Raw genomic sequence first — 19,256 nt, forward strand, 5'->3', positions numbered from 1 at the left:
GGGCGGGCGCAGGAGCCGGGTCAGGCTGTCCGCCGGAAAGCTTGAGCACCTGGCCGGCATAGATGGTGTACGGCTCGATGATGCCGTTGACCGCCGCGATATCCCGCCAGTCAAGGCCCAGCTTCGCGCCGATGGCAGAGAGGCAATCCCCCGCCTGGACCGTGTAAGTGTCGCCGGAAGGAGCCGCGCTGCCGCTGTCCAGTTCGGCCCGGCAGAGAGCGAGGAACGCGTCCCAGGTCCCGGTCTCCCGGATGGTCTGGGGGCAGTTTTTCCCCGACCAATGGTTGTGCTGCACCACGTTGCTGATGGGGATGGAGTAATCCTCCATTAGCTTCGCCACCAGCCAGGCGGCGTTTTTCTTTGTCTGTTCAAAATCGCCGTCCGCATTCACGCACAGCTCAATCCCGATGGAATGCAGGTTCCCGGTGCCGCTGCCGCCGTCTCCCGCGTGCCAGGCCTTTTCGCTGTCGGGGATGTGGTGGTAAATCTCGTGGTCGTCCACGGTGTAGTGGTACCCGATCTCCCCGTTTGCGCCGTTCGAGAGCCAGTTTGCGTGGTTCTTCGCTCCGGCTCCGGCAGCTTGGTTGCCGGTCTCATGGATGGTGATGTAGGATTTCGTATAGTTCCCGCCCGGACGGTTGGCATTGGTGGACGGGATGATCTGCTCAATGATGGATACTGCCATAATGGTTACCTCCTAAAATTGGATATAAAATAAGCGCGCCGTTTGGCACGCCTAGTCGGTGATTAAGTTTTCGCATCCGCAGTCCAGCAGGATTGCTTTAACCTGGGCTTTCAGGGCGGCGGGTACTTCCCGGTATGCCTTCACGCCCTTGATAATCAGAGTCGCGTAAATCATCGCCATGCTTATACACCTCCCGTCAGCATATCGTAAAGCTCCACCAGCGCCAGCATGGTGTTGATGCTTTCGGTTTCCAGAGTGGTCAGTCTTTCTTCGATGGTCTTCACCTCTATGTAATCGGGATCGGCGCTCTGCCGCGCGAGGGCAAGCAGATTTTCCCGCTCGGTATCGGTCAAACGTCCTTCCGACCACAAAATGTTGATTTTTTCCTCCATTGCGGACAGGAAATACTGTCCGCGCTCGACCACACGGGTCAAAATAGCAACAAAATGATTCGACATAATTAGCCTCCAATCTGTATATTCACCGCCTGGGCCTCCAAAGCCTCTATGCGGGCGGTCAGGGTGTCGATGACGTGCTGGGTATCCTTACAATAGACAAATTTGATGGATGGGTGGGGTTCTTCCCCGGTCGATAATGCCATGCTGGTTCCCTGCGGAGCAACAGACAAAAGAAACGCTGTTGTTTCCTCATCCACCGGTTCCTCCACAGGCTCTGCAAGAGGATAGTAGAGAATCAGCGGCGTGCCTTCTTCTGCTTTTGTACGCAGCCAATCCTTGATTTTGCTGATATAGGTACTTTGCGGCTCCCCGGCCACTACACCGGTTTCAGCGTTGAGCAGCGTGATCACCACTACGGTGGAAGTCCAGCAATAGCTGAGATCTTCCGCGAATCCGTTTGACCGCCATGGGAGCAGGTTGCATAACAGCCGTCCGTTTGGAACCGGAACGTAAGCGTTTGAATAGACGTAATTGGAGATTTCTCGCGCGGTTTCGGGGTTGGACACCAGCTTTTCCTCTCCGGTAAATACGATCCGCCCCACATTTCTCTGCAAACGGACGTCCTTTTTCGTATAGTCGACAACCAATCGGTCCTGTACCGTAAAGCCCCCCGACCCATCGGGGATTCCGTACAGTTCCACCGGGATCTCTTTTGTCTCGCCGTTCACCGTAAGAGAGATGGCACCGCCATCGCCGCAGTAGGAAATGGTCCCTGGAATGGAATCTTGCCGGCAAAGGCCTGTCAGGGTGAGAGTGACCGGCTGTGTATCTGTCTGTATATGGTCTACTGCAATTTCAGTACCTTTGGCGCAGCCGGTCAAAGCATAACCATACCGGTTATTGCCTTCCTGCTTGGTGTATCCCTCAAAGCCCGCCACCGTCTGCGCAGCCGTCCCCGCCGCCGCTTGTGCGGCTAGGCTCGCTTCACGGGCATTTTCCGCCTCAGTGCCGGCTTGAGCCGCCGCTGTTTGCGCGAGTGCGCTTGCTTTTCGGGCAGATTCCACCGCCGCCTCCGCCTCATCCAGCCGGTTCGTAAGCGTTTCAAGCTCTCCCAAAGCATCTTCGAATTCCTGCAGCGAGGAATCGAGCAACCCCTCATACCGGTCGGCAACCAGCGCTCCGTTACCGCACCAATCGGGGGTATCCTCTACGGTAAAACTCAGTACGCTGGTGCGGTGCACGACGAAATCCTTGCGTGCGTCTAAAAAGACCTGCAGTTCTCCCGGAATCATTAACGCCTGCGGCAGAGGAAAGGAAACCGGGTTGGAAAGAGGCACAGATCGGTAATACTTTCCCGCAAAAGGCAGACAGAATCGCAGAGTGCAATCACAGTCCCGCCATTCATCAGGGATGTCCAAAGCCAGAGCGGTAGCCAAATGTTCCCCTGCCTGACCGGCAATCGTACAGTCCGCCAAAAGCGCCTCGTCTTGTATGGTAAGTTGGATTATTCTCAAAAGATTCACCTCAAATCATGTTATGGATAGGGCAGCACCGGGAAAGTCATTCCCGGTGCTGCCGATGGATATGCTTATATGGAACATGCAGGAAGGCTTGCCGCCGCTCATGTGCGAGTTCGGGCGTAACCAGATTGAAAAGCCATAGCCTGTGGTTTCCCTTTTATAAGCGCAAGAAGCGCGCCGGTCATATGCGGACAGAGTGCGTTTGTTCAGCGGCCAATCCGATCCGATGCCGGTTTTGCATCTATGCTTGAGCACTCCTTGACCAACCCCTCGAAAGGATCGCCTGTTTCTGTCTCCCCGCAGAGGATGTCCGGGCATTCTTCGACCAGAAGCTTTGCTATGGAGGTGCGATGGATTTCCTTGCCCCTCCGCCCTTCCAGAAGCAGCGCCAGGTTGCCGCCCGTCAGCAGTGCCTGGGGCAGGGAAAATTGCACCGGTTCATGCAAAAGCCTGGTTTTATAGCACCGGCCGGTTTCGGTGAAGAAATGTAAATAGTATTCGTCCATCCCCCGCCATTCGTCCGGCAGGGAGAAGGAAAGCCGTGTGTCCAAATGTTCGCCTGCCTGTCCGGCCAGCATCGTGGAAGGAAGCGGCTGTTCCCCCTGGATGGTAAAGATTATGGTTCGCATGAGATCCTCCTAACGTTTGTTCCTATGAAAACGCGGGCTCGATTCCAGAACCCTGTTTACAGAATCGGGCGATTTTTTTCGTCAGTTATGCGGATGGACTCCACAGGAACCCCGCCTGCATTTCCGATAAAGACGCCTTTTGCCTTAACCGGCGGCATACCGGATGTGTACACCGTCCCAAACCTTCGCCCGCTGTTGTGCGGGGCGTATAGCCCTCCTTTTCGAAAAACCCAGCCGGTATCCGTCCATCCAGATGCCAGACTTCCGTTTAAGGCGCACACGCGATAGGTAACACCAGTACCGGAGGGCCAAGCGTCTATACTGGTGGTATAGGATGTGTTTGTTGTTTGCGTCAGATACGTCCATCCAGAATACGCATTTGTGTTTGGGTCTGAATATAAATACTCCAGCAAATAGCCGGTCACATACCCAGACGCAGTCCCCCAGGATAGGGAAACGGAGTGATTGCGATCCATGGACAGGCTCAGGTTCGGCGGCGGGGATGGGGTGCGGGGGATAGGATCGAGAGCTACGGAAACCTCAATGTTTACCTCGCCGGGGCCATACGAGTCAGAGATGGAGGTAAATCCACCTGTCAGTGTGATGGTTTTGTTCCCGTCTTGATTATGGGGGATCACATACCCGTTTCGGGTAACGATGATTTTTGCCCAGCACCCGGTAGGTGATGTGCTTGGCGGGTAGTCCCAGTTCCCGTTTTCAGTATTTGAATTAAACTCGCCGAAATGCTGTGTGTCCCCACCTATCCCGATATATGCCCCCCTAACCGTCCCGTTCCAATCGTAGTAGGGAAGTCCGTTGCCTTGTATTTCGCTCTGGTCTACCAGTAGCTGGACATTCAAGGTACTGGTGTTGGCATCATAATTCGGTGTAGAGTTCCAGTACAGAATTCCACGCATTTCTTCCTGATACTGAGTGCCTGTTTCTTCCTTAAATCCGTTTGCCATTCTTCCACCTCCTTACACCAGCACAAATATTTCGCCTTCCGCCAACGTAGCGGGAACCTGTGTGCCTACGGTTACCTTCCTCTGATACCCCTCCGGGCCGATCCCGCCGAGATTTGCAGCGTTGGCGGCGGTGCCGCTGATGGTACCGTTGACCGTCAGCCCCGCGAAGGTGGGAGAAGCGGTGGTTTTCACATTTTGGTTGACCCTGCTGTTGTATTCCGTCAGCGTAACATAACCCTGGTTTGCCAGCTGATTCAGGATTTCCTCCGCCCGCTGCTGGTAGTCTTGCGCGTTGAGGGTGTAGAGTCCGGCTGCCGCTCCGCAGACGGATTTATCGAGGCGTTCGTCGATCACGGCGGTCACCATTGTGGCGTTGGCCGGAACATGCAGCTGCGCCAGGGATAGCTCCCAGGTAATGTCATTGCGGGTTAAGGGCTTTGGGGAAGGATTGGCTCCAGGAAGCCCTTCTAAAATTTTCAGCGACACGCTGCGCGCCTTCTCCTGCAGGTCCAGGCGCAGGACCACCCGGTCGATGCGCGAATAGGTGGAGTTGGAACGGGGAACAAGCAACACCAATGGTTCATTCTCATTAAAGTATGCATAGCCCCGTACAATGGCCTTGCCGGGGTCCACCGTTATCGCCAATTCCCCTTCCCGCCTGCGGACCTGCAGGCAACTGTCCCCGTTCATCACCACCCCGTCCGCGTAGAACAGCTGCATGAACTTGGCAAAGGCCGCCGACGAATATTTGCGTTCGTCCTCTGGATAGGAATCGAAGAACATGGATGTCTCGCTCAAAGAGAATCTCCTCCTTTTCTAGACCGTCAAGAATTTGTTATCCTAATATTCACTTGATATCCAGGCGCCAAATAAACACCATCGGCTCCCGCCGCGCGGAATTCCAAAGTGCGGATTCCTGTGCTTCCGAGCGATACGGTATAGGTGTACGTTTTTGTCCCGTCTATATTGGTAGTCACGGTTTGGGCGGAGGGGGCCAACACCGTTCCGTTGTTGAAGAGACGGATATATGCCACATTTGGGCTGGTCACCACCGTGAAGATGATAGGTTCACGCACCTTTACCTTATCCGGTCCCTGCGCGGAATAGATGGCAATCGTCGGCGACGGATTGGCCGCGTCCCTGGCATCCAACCGGATCGGTTTCTGAGGAATTAGATAGGTATGGTCCTTTGCCTCGTATTCAAAGGTCAGATTGCGCTGAGAAAGAACATGGACCGACGGTGCCAGAGGTCCCTTTAGATAAATATTATTCGTAGAGTCAATAATCACGAGACTCGCTTCCTCCGCATCCAGCAGTTTCGGTTCTTTGGCCAGTTCTTCGTAGCGGTAGTTGTAATACGACATTCCTTCATTAGAGCCAGTCTGTCCATGTGCGTAATTGCGAACCGCGTTGTCAATTTTCTTAAAATACCGCAGCGTGGCGTTTCGCTCTTCCACAAACGGCCTTGGCATACACCGGGTTCTAGTAGCCCCAAGCTCCAGCTTTACCCAGTTAAGAATGACCGCGGAACCGCCCTCGCCTTTGACGAAGACCTCCACCGAATTGTTGGCCGATGCCTGAAAAGGGGTTGTGCGCTGATAAATGGTGCCGTCTACCGACCAGGATAGGGTAACCGTCTGCCCGTCGAGCGCCGCCTTGTCCGCTTGCTCCATCTGCTGGGTTACCATGACCACCTGCTCGCCGCTCCCGCCAAAAGCAATGCGCATCCCGTTTTGCGCTTTGGACACCGAAAGTCCCGCCGCACCGCTGACATTCACCACCGACCACATGGTGGCGGTATACTGGCCCTGTGCCGGAATATCGGAAAACGAGTCGCCGTCCTCCCAAACCTTAAAGTGGCTGTCCAGCAGCAAATTCGGGTTGCTGTATCCCGCGTTTTGGGACAGCCAATCCAAAGTTTCCTCCATCTGCTTGCGGTAGTCTTCCATGTCCAACGTATAAAGTCCCGCCGCAATGCCGCAGACGGTTGCGTCATACCGTTCGTCCGTCACTTTTTCGATGACGGCGGAATTGGCCGGAATGTACAACTGCGCCAGCGACAGCTCGTATTCATTCTCGTTGCGAGTAAGCGGGGGAGGCACAGGGCTCGAAGCCGCTGTTCCCGGCTTGATATCGGCCGAAACGCTGCGCTGCGTCAGGCTCAGGCGCAGGACCACACGATCGATGCGCGGATAGGACGCGTCCGCTCCCAAGGGCGCCTTGTGCAGCGGTTCGTAGTCGTTGAAGTAACTATAGCCCTGTATGATTGCTGCGCCCGGGTTGATGGAAACGGACAAATCCGCCGCTCCCTTGTAGACCTTCAGGCTTTCTGCATTTGTCTGATGCATCACCACGCCGTCTGCGTAAAAAAGCCGCATATATTTTGCGAAGTCGCCCGAGGAATACAGCCGCTTGTCGTCCAGGTACGAATCAAAAAACATAGAACTTTCGCTCAATGGTCTCACTTCCTTTCATCATTTTGCTTTGCCGGTATTGCAAAGCAATCAAAAGCGCCGTGCGGGAGGGTTCCTGCGCGGCGCTGCAAACATTTACATTTTCCATTTTGCATGGTACAGTCCGGTTTTTACCGGGGAATATTCTTAAGACTTTGAATGACCCGCCCCAGATGAAGCGGTGCCGTCCCAAAGGTTACGTCAATGCCCATCTGGGTGCTCTCGTACCGTTCGGTAATCTCGGCAATCCGCGCGTCCAGGGAGACGCCGCCGATCCGGCTTTGGATGGTCACCAGATCTCCCAAAGCCCAGTCCACGCCGTATACAAAAGAGCTTTCCGGCGCTATCACTGCCGATAAGCTTTCCTGTTTCTCGAATTCCTTGAGCTGGTGTTTCCCTTCATCCACCAGGCTCATAGCCGTGTCGGAGACCGTGATCGCCAAGTCGCCGCAGTCGAGGAAGGTCTCGAACCGTGTAAAAGCCGTTGGCTCGGCTTGCTCATTGGTTACCTTCAGTACCGTGCGGTCATACCCTTCGCCCATCCCGGCCGCATAGCCCAGGTTCAGGTAGCCGGACAGATCCTGCAAATGATTGAGGCTCTTAATGGATTCAAAGTCAATGGAGAACAGCACCGGGCTGTTCTCCTCCTGGGAAACCGAATGATCCGCTCCTGGGATCACATCGAAATGCAGCCCGCCGGTCTTGTCCAGATAGATTTCCCATCCCATATCGCAGTATTCCGCTGCCTTTTGCAGCACCGTATCCAGCCGCTCGTACCGGCTCATCCAAACGGTCTTCATACCCCGTCCGAAATCTGGATCCACCGTCATGGGAATTTTGCGTGTCGGGTCCTCCGGCTGCGCCAAATGACGCAACGCATAGGTTTTCAGAATCGTCTCCGCCGGCACCGGAATGGGATTGGGGTTTTCCTTTGTCAGCTCCGGAACGTTGTCATAGCCGCCATTCGGGTCTGTCTCTTCCGGTTCGCCGCTATCCGGGTTTGCATTCACATCTTTCATTTTCGGAACCGTGATACGCTGAGCCGCCAAACCGTTGAGCGCAACCCCCTTGACGGATAAAACCGGCCCCCGGTTGTCCTCCGTATATTCCAGGCTTCGGATGATTCCCGCCCGGTGCCCGTCGTTGTCGAGCATCACGTAGTGTCCTAACCCTATGTCCTTAAGCCCCTGCGCGTCGGCGGGCAGAACAAACTGGAAGTCGCCCACCCCCTGCCAGCTGCGTTTGAAGTACAGGGAAGTATAGGTATCCACCTCCGTCAGCAGCGCGCCGCTTGTGTCAATGATACGAATCGCAGGAATTTTCATGCCTTACACCCCCGCGTACCGTTCGCGGTACTGAATAATCACCCGCGTCAGCACACTGTCGTTCTCGCAGGCGTATGTTAACTCATTGACCCCTGGTTGAAGCTGAAAAAAGCTGCTTTGCAAATCAATATAGGCGAAAGCGCTGGTAGTCACCTTGTTCTTGTCGGTCAGTAGCACCCGTTTTTCCCCCGGCTTCGTATAGATCGTCAGCGTTTCCCCTTCGTCGAGTATCTTCTTTATGGAAATGGCCTCTCCGGTGGTCTGGTTGATGACCGACGGATTTTTCGCCGGCCCCAGGATCGTCAAACGCACCGGAGTCGGTACCGTGCCGCCGTTTACCACTGTGCAGTGGTTGGAGCGGGATGCGAACTGGATCTTGTGGTCGTTTTCCGGCGCAAATTCCAGCGGGAACGAAAATCCCCCTTCCACATAGGCCATGTAGGAAGGGGGCATTTCCTCCACCGCCTCCCAGTAGGGGGAAGGGCATCGGAAAGTAAGCTGTGCGGTGTTGAAGTTCTTGATCCGCGTGGCGAACTCCGCGGCGTTGGCCGGATACGCAGCAATGCGCACCGAAATGTAATCGTTCTGGTAATAGAGCATCCCCGGGTCCTTTTTCGGCGAAAGCTTGCGGATGAGCGCAAACCGTTTTTCATACATTCCCTGCCGGGTCCCGCCCTTGACGTGGATGGTAGCGCTCACCTCTCTTGACTCCGTGCGCATGGTGTACACATGCACGCCGTCGAGCCCGGGAATGGTGTCCTGCACCAGCGTGGTGTCCGCCCCGCCCACCCCGGATACGGTGCCCAAAATCAGCGGCGGGGATAAAGAAAAGACCGCACATTCGTCCATGCGGTCAATGGAAGCTCCAGGCGGAACATAGATCAATTTTTGCATTTCACAATTACCCTCCCTGTTGAATTTTGACGACCATGCTTTGCATGGCCCTTTCCAGTTCCCGCCGGGTTTCGATGGGGCTCTCCACCGGCTGGTTGAAATTGACCGTCATCTGGATGTTGGAAGGAGCCGCCTGGGAAGCGATTTTTGCTTCCTGCGCCGCCCGGTTGGCGTAGAAGTGGTCGGCCGCTTGGTTAGCGGTGTCGGCTACCGCCGAGTGGAACGCGTCGATCTGCGTCTGGATCCGATTGAAGTAGTCCTCGATGGACCCCACCTTCTGCGTAAACCCTTCCACCAGCTTTTCGCCCATGGACTGGCCAACCACTTCATAGTCCGGCGCATAGCTCTGCAGCAGCTGCAGGATATCCTCCTGGCTTGCCTGCATCAGCATCCGCTCGGCTTCTGCCTTCAAGGCCGAATCCTGCATCAGCTTTTCGTAGGTCTCATCCAAGGCCTCCGATTCCTTCTCCAGAGCCTCCTGCTTTTGTTTGGACTGCTCCTTTGCATCCTCGATCTGCTGTTCGAGCTGCTTGCGAAGCTCGTCCCTGGCTTCCTGCTCGAGACGTTTCTGTTCTTCCTTGTCCAGGCGGTTGATCTCCTTCTGGATCATTTCCCGCTGGTAAAGGTCCTTTTCATACGCCTTTTGCAGCTCCAGCGCCTGCTTGTTGCGCTCGTATTCCGCCCGTTTATCGGCGGACTCTTGCTCCTCTTCCAGCTCGTCGAGCGCGTCGATCTGCCCCTGAATGGCCGCGACCGTCTGCTCCTCCCAGTCCTTCCAGCTCTGGATGCTGTCGTCGATGCGCTTTTGCTCGATTTCCTTTTGTTCCTCGTACCGTGCCTTGAGCGCCGAGGTCACCGCACTTCCCAGCTCGTCGAGCTGTTTGATCTGTTGCTGTAGCCGTTTTTCTTCTTCATCCTGCAGCTTCTTTTTCACCTGGTAAATCCGGTACTCCAGATCCTGCCGCTCTTCCGCGCTCATGCGGTACTGCCCCAGCATTCTCTCCAGCCACGCGAGCTCTTCTTCGTTGGTCACCTGATCCATTTTTTTCTTTTGCTCGAGCAGCTTTATTTCGTTTTGCAGCGCCTCGTTTTTGGAGGACCCATAAGACTTCGGTTTGGAACTGCCCGAATTCCCCCCGCCGGATCGCAAACTTTCGAAGGTGATCCCAGAAGTGATTTTCGAAGCAGTCCGAAGGGCATCGATCGTTTTATCAATATCTTCAATTTTGCCGTTACTCGCTTCGATCTGTTGCTGCACCGCCGCATTAATAGCCGCATCCGCAAGCGTATCGTAGGCCTGCGCCTTATCCATGAGATTTCTTCGTTCTTCCACAGCGGTTTGCCTCTGAGTTTCTAACGTAGCAATCTGAGATTCCCGCTCCAGATTCTGCATCGTCATTTTTGCATTGAACAAATCAACCAGCAATTGTCCGTTTTGCAGGGAAAGATCGCCGCTTTCCGCAATGTAACTGTTGATTTCAGGAAACGCCTGACCGAGATTGTACAGAGCCTCAGCAGACAGGCTTCCGTCTTGCTGTAAAGTCTGGTATGCGCTGGAAAGAGATTGCAGAGAATTGAGATCATCGGAAACTCCCGCTCGGATTTTTTCATTCGCCTGCGCTATCTCCTCGCAGCTTTGCACATATTCCAGCGCGCCGGCTCGGTCTGCAAGCTGGTCGCTGATAATTGCCAGAACCTCATTAACCCCGTTTTCCGATTCGATCAGCCCTTCGTTTTCCGATATGATTTGGTTGACGACGGACTGCTGCACAGCGGACATATCGTTGTATCCTTCCAGCCGAACCTGTACCGTAGCCGTAAACGCTTCCCGGATCTCGCGTTCCAGTTGGATTTCTTTTTCCTTGAGCGCCGCCATTTCCTCCTGGCTCTTCTGTAAGGAATTCTGCGTGTCATAAATGGGAACGTCGGAAACAAAGTGTGTGCCTTGGGAGCGAAGTTTCTCATTGTACCGCACCTGTTCGTCAAGCTCTTCTTGCTTTTTTTGAACTTCTTTTTCCTTTTGTTCGAGCGCCTCTTTGTTTTCGGCCAGGTCGAATTTTTTCCCCCCTAGGCTGAAAGAAACCTGCTGCTGGTTGAGCGCCAGTTGTTCCTTTAAGACGTCTACGCGCTCTTGAAGGATGGCGTTGCCCGTCAGGATAGCGTTGCCCTCCTCGTCGTATCCGACCGTGACGCCTTCGAGAGATTCGGCTAGAGAATTTCGTGCCTCTACCAGCTCCTCTACCGAGGAGCTGGAGTCTCGTAACACGGCCATGTTGCGTTCAACGGACGCCAACGTATCGCCGTATTTCTGCATATTGCTTACCGCGGCCTCAAACACCTGCTGCCGTTCCTGCTCGGCTTCCTTGATGGAGCTCAGGTAGTTGATGAATAGATCTAAGCCGAAAGTCGCAAGGCCTACAAAAACGTTGCCGAAGGTCAAGCCGGCGGCAGCGCCCTTGCCCAACCCATCGGTGACACCGGTAAGAGCGGAAAGAAAACCATCGAAGGAATGGGAGGTGTCGTTCGTCATAATGGAAAGGGCGTCCATCCCCTTTTCCAGAACCCCGATGACATCTGCGCTGTGTTTTACTGCCGCCTGTACCTTGCCGGTGTCCGCCATGCTTTTGTTGAGCTTTTCCTGCTTGTCCTTGGTGTTGTTCATCGCGGTTGCGATCCGGTTCAGCAGGGAAACTATTTTGGATAGCCCTTCCTCCAAGGATTGTGTGTTGATGCCGATGTCCAGGTTTAACCCGGTGGACAGAGTTTGTTGTTCCATACGTCGCCTCCAAAAAATAGAATAGAAAAAAGCACGCTTATATAAGCGTGCTTTTTAAAATGCAGAGCATAGCTCATTCTGCTAAACTTACAAGGAAATAAAAACTTTTAGTTTCAGAAGAAAGATTAAAAGCATATTCATGCCCATTCTGAGTTAAATAAGTAAAACGATCCTTAACCGGATAATAGCTGGTATTGATAAGAATGCGTTCAAATTCTTCCTCTTGTTCCGTGGTACGATCCGGTTCTAACACTTTATAAATGGTTCTAACTAAGTTAACATAGTCTTCGGTGGCTTTGGGCATTTTCCCAATCTCTGTTACGTATTTTAGCGATGCGCTTAGTCGAATCACAGAGTCCGACCATTTGTTTTCGCAGGTGGCGGTAAGATACATATCATCATTAAAATGAAGACGATAGTTTTCTTTTGTATAGTTGGACCTTTCCCATTCTCCAACAGAGAGCTTTGCTTGATCCGCTTGAAATTGGCTTTCCAGTTTCGCCCCCAACTCTTGATAAGTAAATCCCAGATTGGGTCCCGTCCCGCACCCCGAGAAGCTCATCGCCACAAATAAGACCGCCAAAATCAATGCAAAAGTTTTTTTCATAAATTCCCCCTCCTTCGCCTCCTAATTTACCACAATTTCCATGTAGTTACAAGTCACAGACAATTTGTAACAGAGCCCCACTCTGCACGAAGGAGCGTTTCCCAGCAGCGTCAAAGCTGGAGAAAACGGGGAAATCGGGACGGCAGCCCCACCGGTTCTATATCCGCATTCCGCCTTCCTTTGCCGAAAACCGCAGGACCGCGGCGCCCTTCGGAAAAAGAAGGCGGACATTTTACTCATTCCTCTTCGATTTCATCGGCGTAAACCTCTTCCACCCGTTCCCTTGTCGGGTCATTGATGTCGCCGTATTCGTCAAACATAGCCAGCAATTCATCGAAGTAATAGTCGTTGAGCATTTCCGACTTGGATAACCCTATGCTTTTTCCGATGGCGAGCCAGCGCTGAAACCAAAATTCTGTGCGCCCAGACTTTTCAGCCGGCGCACGTTGCCGAAAAAATCCGACAGATCGTTCACCTCATAAAACGCAATCAGCAGATCGGTGAGCTCTTTGGGTGTCAGTCCGTCCTTGCATTCCGGGTCCAAAAGCCGTTCCTCCGGAATGGAGAGAAAAGAGCTCAGCAGGATGCACAGCTCCTTGGGTGCAATCACCAGCAGACGGGTGATCAGGTCCAGCAGCCCTTTTTTGTTGATGGTTTTAAAATATATGAGGATTTCCTCGGCCGACTGCTCCGGAAACAGCTTTTCCAGCAACATCGACGGCAGATTTTCCGCCGCCTGTAGCACCTGCAAGAAACGCCCCACATTCAGCTTGGTAACCGCCACCCCATACATGGTTTTCTGAAGCGGCAGACTGGTTTTCAGGCTTTTATCCGTTCGAAATAACATATCCATTCTCCTTTTTGATTGGAAAACCGCCCTGCTGTTTATCGGCCGGGCGGTCATGCGTCCCAGGCGTTTGCCCTCAAAACCAAAGGAGCCCGGAAACCACCGGGCTCCTTCTTCGGCTTTCAGCGCGCCGTAAACGAAAGCGGTTAGACGCCCGGAGTTGCCGGCAGCTTGTCGATAGACTCCAGCCAAGTCAGAGCCTCACCCTTGGCCACATCCTTGGTAGCGCGGATTTTGCCGTCGATGCGGCGCGGCCGTGCCTGAATTTTGAGCACATAATCCTGCGCCTCGGTAGAGGACGCACGGGTCTTGTGAGAAACCGAGTAGCTCATCAGCTGGCAGCTGTGATAGCGGTAAAGGCGGTAGCCCATATCGCTTTTGAGGGCGCTGAAAGTGAGAGCGAAGGTATGGGTTTCATCCAGCGCGCCTTCCTCCAGAACGTCGTCTTCGCCGGTGCCGCCCAAACCCAGCATCTCAGACAGGGTATTGAGGTCCATTTCATGCACCGTGACCTCCAGGTCGGTGGTAGCCCACACGTTCTCCGTGTACCAGTTGGGATCGTCGTCACCGGAAATGGCCGCAGCCGTCTTGTTGTCAGTGACAGTGCAGGAAACCGCGCCGGTCAGCGCATAGCGGGAATCCTCGGACAGAAGACCATAAGCCTCCACCTCATCCTGCACGTCGGTAAACACATTCAGATTCGCAAAACCCTTCAGAAATTTCTTTGCAGTTGCCATAAACATTACCTCCTAGTTTTCACCCCATAGGGCCAATTCAAAATAAAATGTGACATGCGGCATGGCACCGCGTTCTAGAAGCAGCGGCCCCCTGCGGGGCCGCGCAATGCAGAAAACGTCGTCGGTCAAGGCCAGGAGGGACTCCTCCGTCCCGCTGTCGAGCAGGAGAAAGAGCTCCCGGCAGACCTGATTCGCTTCCTTATAGGTGCCCCGGCGCACCTGAACCTGAATAAACTGTACGCCGGTCCCATCGTTGATTTCCGCCAACATATGTTCCCACTTTTTCAAATAAATCACGTCCCGCTGGACCGTTGGGTCGGGCAGATAATCAAGATAGACGTCGGGATAGCCGTGATCGGCCAGAAATGTGCGAACCGCCTCCAGCATCAGTCGTCCTCCCTTTCTGCGTTGATGGCCCGCTTGATTTCCCGGATGAGGCGTTCCCGGCCGGACAATGCGGCCCGTTCCAGGAACTTGGCTTCCCCTACTACATGGGAAATTTCGGTGTGCTCATGAACCTGAGCCGCATAAGGAGCGTCAAAGGAAAGGGTAACCTGCCTTGCGCCCCTGGGTCTGGCCCCGTCAAGCATCTTCATTTTGCCGTCCTTTTGCCCCACTGCAAAGGGAACGCCGTCGGCCGTCAGCCGTGCGCTTTCCCGCAAGGCGCCGGTTTTTGCCGGCGCGCGGGAAACCGCTTCAGCGCCGATCTGAAGAGCGGCCGCGAGAAGCGCCTCTTCACAGCTTGCTTCCACCTCGTCCAAGACGCAGGAAAGCGTCTCTTCCAGTTCGGCTAGCTTGGAAACGCTGCTCATAGCGCCGCCTCCCAGTGATCGGTTCCGCCAAAGAGGGAGAGAACAGGAGTAACCGCGCGCACCGTCCGGTCTTGCCCTCCCAGCGTCAAAACGTCGCCGGGATGGATCAGAACCGGGGAAAGAAACACAGCCGATGAAGCGATTTCCTCACCGGTTTCAGTTACGGTCCGGGCCGCCCCAGGCCGCAACTGCCCGGTAACCGAGAAAGGCGTCCTATAGATCGGATTCCCGCAGGCGTTGACCTTTTGCAACCGCTTGACAGTAGCATAAGTAGAAAAGGCAAATTGAAATAAACTCATACGATTCCCGCGCCTCCTCTCAAATAGGGACGCATCAGCTGTTCAGCCCGCCTGGAGATTAGCCTTCCCCGCCGTCCCAGATAAGTTTCTGAGGCGTCGGCGACGGCTGCCGCCGATACTCCCTGCTGTTCCAGGCGCTCCCGCGGAGCAAAGGAGGAATCGGCCAGGGCCAGCGCCTCAAACACCTGCGCTTCCTTTACCGCCTTGGGCACCTGTTCCTGCCCCGCCCGCGGGAAGGCCAGCGTCTGTGCTACCTGCGCCGGCCGTCCCCGCAAGGGGAGCAGATCAATGCGGCCTGCTGCGGTTATAAGTAAACGCAGGCGTTCGGTCTGGGGCCGCGCCAGCCATTCGTCCATTCCCACTTGGTTGACGAGAATCTGCTGTGCCTCTTCCAAAGAGACATAGCTTTTTTCATTGGTTTGCATGTTCCACATCCTTTCGTCCGGCGGAACAACGCCGGGCATTTTGCAAAACGCGGATCCGCCTGTCTAAGCGCAAACGTTTACGCCAGAACCGAAGCTCTCCTGCACAGCTTTTTCTTGCTTAGATGAGGCCGGTAACGTTTCCATCCAAAGGCCATCGAAGAGAAAAGCCGTCGAACGCCAGGGGAATTTCATTTTTTTGCGCCAGCATACACAAAATTTCCTTGACCGCAAAATTGTTTTGATTGAGAATTCGCCTGGCTTTTTCCTGCAGCCCCGTGTTTGCAGTATTGGTTTCGCTGCCGGTCTGAACGCAAGGGGCAAGACCGGACAGGAAAAACAGCTGCTTGAGCAGCATTTCGATTTCCGTGAAGCTTTCTTCCAGCTTCCCATCCCAAGTCAGATATTGCATCTGCGGTGTTGCACTTTCGTCTCTGGAAAAATAGCTGCCAGACTTATACACGTATTCGTCCGCCGCCTCGTCAAACTCCAGACAGTCGGAAGGACCCGTCAGGGAAGGGGAGGAGTGCCGGTCGAGAACCCGGTCCACACAGGCAAGCCGCCACAGCAGTTTCTGTATCAGAGAATTCACAGGAGCATAATCGTCCACGCCGAAGGGATCGCCCGAATGGGTCAGGTTGGTCAGCACCTGTACTGCTTGTCCGGAAAGCCCGGTTTCCACGATCTGCGGGTCGCCGTCGGGCGTGCCGATCCGCCCGCTTTCTTCCTCGAACGCATACCTTCTTTTTTCTACTTGTCCGGCGGTATGGATTTCCACCAAAAGCGCGGTATTCCGACCGTTCTCATCCGGGTCGGCCGGCCAGGCAAGTACCTGGGCGGTCACGGTCCTGCCGTCCTCGGGATCGAAAATCGGAAACCAGTATCTGGGCGGGATAAGGGAAATGGTTTCTCCGATCAGCTTGCACACGGCGTTGCCGAACCGGGATACGTCCAAAAAGGCCTCGTAGAGGCACACGCCGATCCTTTTTTGTTCCAGCAGGCGGGCCATCGCGTCCGCATTCGTTTCGGATGCAATTACAGGCCCGTTTCCGCAGACTAGGTCCGCCATTTTCGTGGACAGAAAATGGTGGTAACACAAAAGCAGGTCCACTTGATCGTCCCGGATCCGGCGTGCGTCCGCGAGACGTTGGAATCCTTCCCGCCAGGAATCGGGAAGTACGCAAAGAAACAGCTGTTCGTTGGTGTGGTATCGGTTTAATCGCTCGGCTTCTGAGGCCGGCGGATACACCTGCCCCGGCGAAAGCCAGTTTAAATTGGTGAGCACGGAGCACCTCCTCTGAAAAATTGCCGGTATGCCTTTTTGAATGGAAGGCCTACCGGTGTTGGTTCGTAATAAATGCTGACATTGACTGCACAAAGTTTTGGCAAAGCCCTATCCCTGGAAAAAGACGATCGTGCGCCCAAACCCGCATCAAAATCCTTGCAGACGGGCCATCTCTCTCATAAGGACGGCCCGTCCTACAAAAAAGGAGAAGCAGTCAGCGCCGGCATTGTCCGCAGCGGCCCGCCCCGGCGCGGCAGGCGGGGAGTGGGTGATGCCTTAACCAATCCCACTGCTACGATTATCGCACATATGTTCGTGACAAAGGGGACAATTGTTGCTCTTTTTCAGGTACCGGTAGCAGATTTTCTTTACGCTGTCTTCCGAGTTGCCGGGAATACGAGCCGCCACCTCGCTCCAGAGAAGCCCATCCAAAAATCGCAGGGACAGCACCAGCCGTGTCAGACTGTCGTCCACTGATGCAATAAACCGTGTCAGATTGGAGTATTCTTCCGCGACTTTTTTGGATTTTTCCAGGAGCGCGCTTTTGATATCTGCGATTTCCGCTGCCAGCGCCGTCTTATCTGCGATTTTGGTTGAGGGCGGCAGGCCGGTCAGAGTGGCGGTACAGGCGGTTGCAGCTGCCGTTAACTCAGCAAGCCGCCGTTTTTCCTCTTCCATTTCCAACTTTAGGTAACTAAGCTGAGACAAATCCTTGAGTGTCATTTTATTGGATCTCCTTTCGTATGGATGCATATTTGTTTGCCAGCTTTCGGCGGGCTGATCCCGGCCACACTTCTGATGCACATAAAAACATATGTTCTCATAAAATATGTTTTGCGGTCAAAAAGCATATAATTACAGGAATTCTTTTGCTAGTTTTACTATATCGTTTTTCCTTGCTTTTGACCATGGATTTGACCATTCTTTGCACAAAGCCTGCAAGAAAAATAGCATATACCCCTTCCGAGTCAAAAGAAAACCAAACGTTTTCCCTCGCGCCAATCTGTACCGTCACTCTCCACGTCAATGAAACCGATACCTCCGGCGGGACCTCTGTAACCTCCGGGAGTTTTATCCGCTGTAACAGCGACAGGACTGAAACCTACGGTACAGCGAAACCCACCGACGGGTTAGGTGCCTGCGCCTTTGATTTTGTTCCCTTTGGCACCTCCGAAGCACCCATACCTGTGTACATCAAGCAGCTCACTTCGGATGAAATACGCAATATTCATCCCGACGTAATCCTAGTCACTATGAGCGAAGCAAACCAGGCGCAGTATGTGCAAAACACTCCCGCAGCCCTCCAGTTGTTCACCTTTGCCGACAAAAACTATACCGGCCTGCAAGGAACCACTCTGACTTTCGAAGGGCCCAGGAAAGCGGACGCTTTCCTCAAAAAACAAATCGGCCCGCCGCTGAGATTTCGCGGCAGGCCGATTTTGCTTCCAAAATCAATCGGAGAATTTTTAGGTGTGGCCGTAGAAACGAAGCGATCCTGCACATACCAGTTAAGCTTGATAACTGCGGATCAATTCCAAAGGCGTAATCCCAAGGTTACGCTTAAAGTCCTTAATCAAATGGGGCTGGTCGTAATAGCCGGTAATGTTTACAAGGTCGGCCGGACTTATGTGTGGCGAAGTAAGAATTTCCAGGCACTTTTGAAACCGCACAATACTCAGCGCCATTTTAGGCCCGATACCGAAATGCTTTATAAAGAGCCGCTGGCATTGCCGGGGACTGAAATGAAGCAAAGCATATAACTCTTTTGTAGCAAAGCATTCCTGGTCGGAAAGGGTATGAAACAATGTGGTGAATACATCCGGCTTTTTCCTTTTTGTTTTCTCAGCTGCAAACTGCTTAAAATATGCATTTGCCTTGTCAAAGGGCAGAGAAAAAAAGAGAGCCTCGTCAAAATCTTCATATACCGTCTTAACCGGCAAAAAGGTGTCCATTGCATCGGTTGCAGACAGCCCGGTTAACTGGGAGAATGCGCCTGGCGCCAGCCGAGCGCCGATAAAATGCGCCGGCATTTCCATATCGAAGTGAAAGTTGGTCCGGCTCATTCCCGCAAATCCGATCTTTTGCTCCTTGAAATTTGCAACCAAATCAATACAGCCGTCGGCGGCAATGATATTCTGAACGGTCAATTCGCAGGATGTAACCGGCTGCATCGTCCAAAAACAGAGAACAAAACCGCCGCATTCCGGCGCAGCTGTTTCCGTGTACGTTACATGTTGGGAAAATGTACGATTTAATAAATATGGAATTTGTAAGGGGTAGTACATAATTGTCACCTATATGGGCCGCAAAGCACTGGGCAACACGGTTGGCCATATCATTTGCCTCTCTCAGAATGGCGCAGGGCCAAATCATTTTCCCCTGCCGGTTGTACCGATTATACCATAGGCCTTTGGGCTCGTCCATCCGGCAATGTCACCCAGTCTTTCTCCGGTGTGACGCTCAGGCTCCTTCCGTTATGAAAGCCGCCCGGAGCAATAGCATCTACCCACTTACGTTGTACGTTTCGATATGTTTAGAAGAATCGCAAAGTGCCAGCTATTCAGCGCAAAGAAACGGCGCCCTGCACCATATGGTGCAGGGC

21 protein-coding genes are annotated in these 19,256 nt (G+C 53.7%); all 21 read right to left on the reverse strand.

Features of this window, described 5'->3' with window-relative positions; all coding sequences use genetic code 11:
- A partial coding sequence (locus WMO26_RS12465; protein ID WP_349220856.1) for an N-acetylmuramoyl-L-alanine amidase occupies positions 1 to 685 on the reverse strand: 685 nt, incomplete at its 3' end.
- Between the two features lie 51 nt (positions 686 to 736).
- The gene (locus WMO26_RS12470) at positions 737 to 865 is read right to left on the reverse strand and encodes a CD1375 family protein (RefSeq protein WP_349220857.1); all 129 of its coding nucleotides are present in this window, start codon (positions 863 to 865) and stop codon (positions 737 to 739) included.
- Positions 866 to 867: 2 nt separating this feature from the next.
- Positions 868 to 1,143, reverse strand: coding sequence for a hypothetical protein (locus WMO26_RS12475; protein ID WP_349220859.1), 276 nt, complete (start codon positions 1,141 to 1,143; stop codon positions 868 to 870).
- 2 nt (positions 1,144 to 1,145) lie between these two features.
- On the reverse strand, positions 1,146 to 2,597 hold the full coding sequence (locus tag WMO26_RS12480; RefSeq protein ID WP_349220861.1) for a hypothetical protein: 1,452 nt from the start codon (positions 2,595 to 2,597) through the stop codon (positions 1,146 to 1,148).
- 212 nt (positions 2,598 to 2,809) lie between these two features.
- On the reverse strand, positions 2,810 to 3,232 hold the full coding sequence (locus WMO26_RS12485) for a hypothetical protein (RefSeq protein WP_349220863.1): 423 nt from the start codon (positions 3,230 to 3,232) through the stop codon (positions 2,810 to 2,812).
- Positions 3,233 to 3,288: 56 nt separating this feature from the next.
- Positions 3,289 to 4,197 (reverse strand): hypothetical protein, encoded by a 909-nt coding sequence (locus tag WMO26_RS12490; protein WP_349220864.1) that lies wholly within the window; start codon positions 4,195 to 4,197, stop codon positions 3,289 to 3,291.
- 12 nt (positions 4,198 to 4,209) lie between these two features.
- The gene (locus tag WMO26_RS12495) at positions 4,210 to 4,995 is read right to left on the reverse strand and encodes a hypothetical protein (protein ID WP_349220866.1); all 786 of its coding nucleotides are present in this window, start codon (positions 4,993 to 4,995) and stop codon (positions 4,210 to 4,212) included.
- A gap of 26 nt (positions 4,996 to 5,021) precedes the next feature.
- On the reverse strand, positions 5,022 to 6,653 hold the full coding sequence (locus tag WMO26_RS12500; protein ID WP_349220867.1) for a hypothetical protein: 1,632 nt from the start codon (positions 6,651 to 6,653) through the stop codon (positions 5,022 to 5,024).
- A gap of 128 nt (positions 6,654 to 6,781) precedes the next feature.
- Positions 6,782 to 7,975 carry a siphovirus ReqiPepy6 Gp37-like family protein gene (locus WMO26_RS12505; protein ID WP_349220869.1) on the reverse strand — a complete coding sequence of 398 codons (1,194 nt, stop codon included), beginning with the start codon at positions 7,973 to 7,975 and terminating at the stop codon, positions 6,782 to 6,784.
- Positions 7,976 to 7,978: 3 nt separating this feature from the next.
- Positions 7,979 to 8,869, reverse strand: a complete 891-nt coding sequence (locus tag WMO26_RS12510) for a phage tail family protein (RefSeq protein ID WP_349220871.1) — start codon at positions 8,867 to 8,869, stop codon at positions 7,979 to 7,981.
- Positions 8,870 to 8,876: 7 nt separating this feature from the next.
- Positions 8,877 to 11,645 (reverse strand): hypothetical protein, encoded by a 2,769-nt coding sequence (locus WMO26_RS12515; protein WP_349220873.1) that lies wholly within the window; start codon positions 11,643 to 11,645, stop codon positions 8,877 to 8,879.
- 73 nt (positions 11,646 to 11,718) lie between these two features.
- Complete coding sequence (locus tag WMO26_RS12520; RefSeq protein ID WP_349220874.1) at positions 11,719 to 12,252, reverse strand: hypothetical protein; 534 nt, start codon at positions 12,250 to 12,252, stop codon at positions 11,719 to 11,721.
- 373 nt (positions 12,253 to 12,625) lie between these two features.
- Positions 12,626 to 13,099, reverse strand: coding sequence for a hypothetical protein (locus tag WMO26_RS12525; protein ID WP_349220876.1), 474 nt, complete (start codon positions 13,097 to 13,099; stop codon positions 12,626 to 12,628).
- Between the two features lie 146 nt (positions 13,100 to 13,245).
- On the reverse strand, positions 13,246 to 13,836 hold the full coding sequence (locus WMO26_RS12530) for a hypothetical protein (RefSeq protein WP_349220878.1): 591 nt from the start codon (positions 13,834 to 13,836) through the stop codon (positions 13,246 to 13,248).
- 12 nt (positions 13,837 to 13,848) lie between these two features.
- Positions 13,849 to 14,223 carry a phage tail terminator protein gene (locus WMO26_RS12535; protein ID WP_349220880.1) on the reverse strand — a complete coding sequence of 125 codons (375 nt, stop codon included), beginning with the start codon at positions 14,221 to 14,223 and terminating at the stop codon, positions 13,849 to 13,851.
- Entirely contained in the window at positions 14,223 to 14,648 is a 426-nt protein-coding gene (locus tag WMO26_RS12540) for a hypothetical protein (protein WP_349220881.1), read from the reverse strand. Before WMO26_RS12540 ends, WMO26_RS12535 begins: the two co-directional genes overlap by 1 nt.
- The gene (locus WMO26_RS12545; protein ID WP_349220883.1) at positions 14,645 to 14,947 is read right to left on the reverse strand and encodes a hypothetical protein; all 303 of its coding nucleotides are present in this window, start codon (positions 14,945 to 14,947) and stop codon (positions 14,645 to 14,647) included. Before WMO26_RS12545 ends, WMO26_RS12540 begins: the two co-directional genes overlap by 4 nt.
- The gene (locus WMO26_RS12550; protein WP_349220885.1) at positions 14,944 to 15,372 is read right to left on the reverse strand and encodes a DnaT-like ssDNA-binding protein; all 429 of its coding nucleotides are present in this window, start codon (positions 15,370 to 15,372) and stop codon (positions 14,944 to 14,946) included. The genes WMO26_RS12545 and WMO26_RS12550 overlap by 4 nt, the downstream gene beginning before the upstream one ends.
- Before the next feature lie 118 nt (positions 15,373 to 15,490).
- On the reverse strand, positions 15,491 to 16,654 hold the full coding sequence (locus WMO26_RS12555; RefSeq protein ID WP_349220887.1) for a hypothetical protein: 1,164 nt from the start codon (positions 16,652 to 16,654) through the stop codon (positions 15,491 to 15,493).
- Between the two features lie 276 nt (positions 16,655 to 16,930).
- The gene (locus WMO26_RS12560) at positions 16,931 to 17,377 is read right to left on the reverse strand and encodes a hypothetical protein (protein ID WP_349220889.1); all 447 of its coding nucleotides are present in this window, start codon (positions 17,375 to 17,377) and stop codon (positions 16,931 to 16,933) included.
- 785 nt (positions 17,378 to 18,162) lie between these two features.
- A complete protein-coding gene (locus WMO26_RS12565) occupies positions 18,163 to 18,939 on the reverse strand; it encodes a helix-turn-helix domain-containing protein (protein WP_349220891.1) in 777 nt (258 codons plus the stop codon).
- Positions 18,940 to 19,256 lie beyond the last annotated feature (317 nt).

The sequence above is a fragment of the Solibaculum intestinale genome, assembly GCF_040096205.1.
Classification (GTDB): Bacteria; Bacillota; Clostridia; order Oscillospirales; family Acutalibacteraceae; genus Solibaculum_A; species Solibaculum_A intestinale.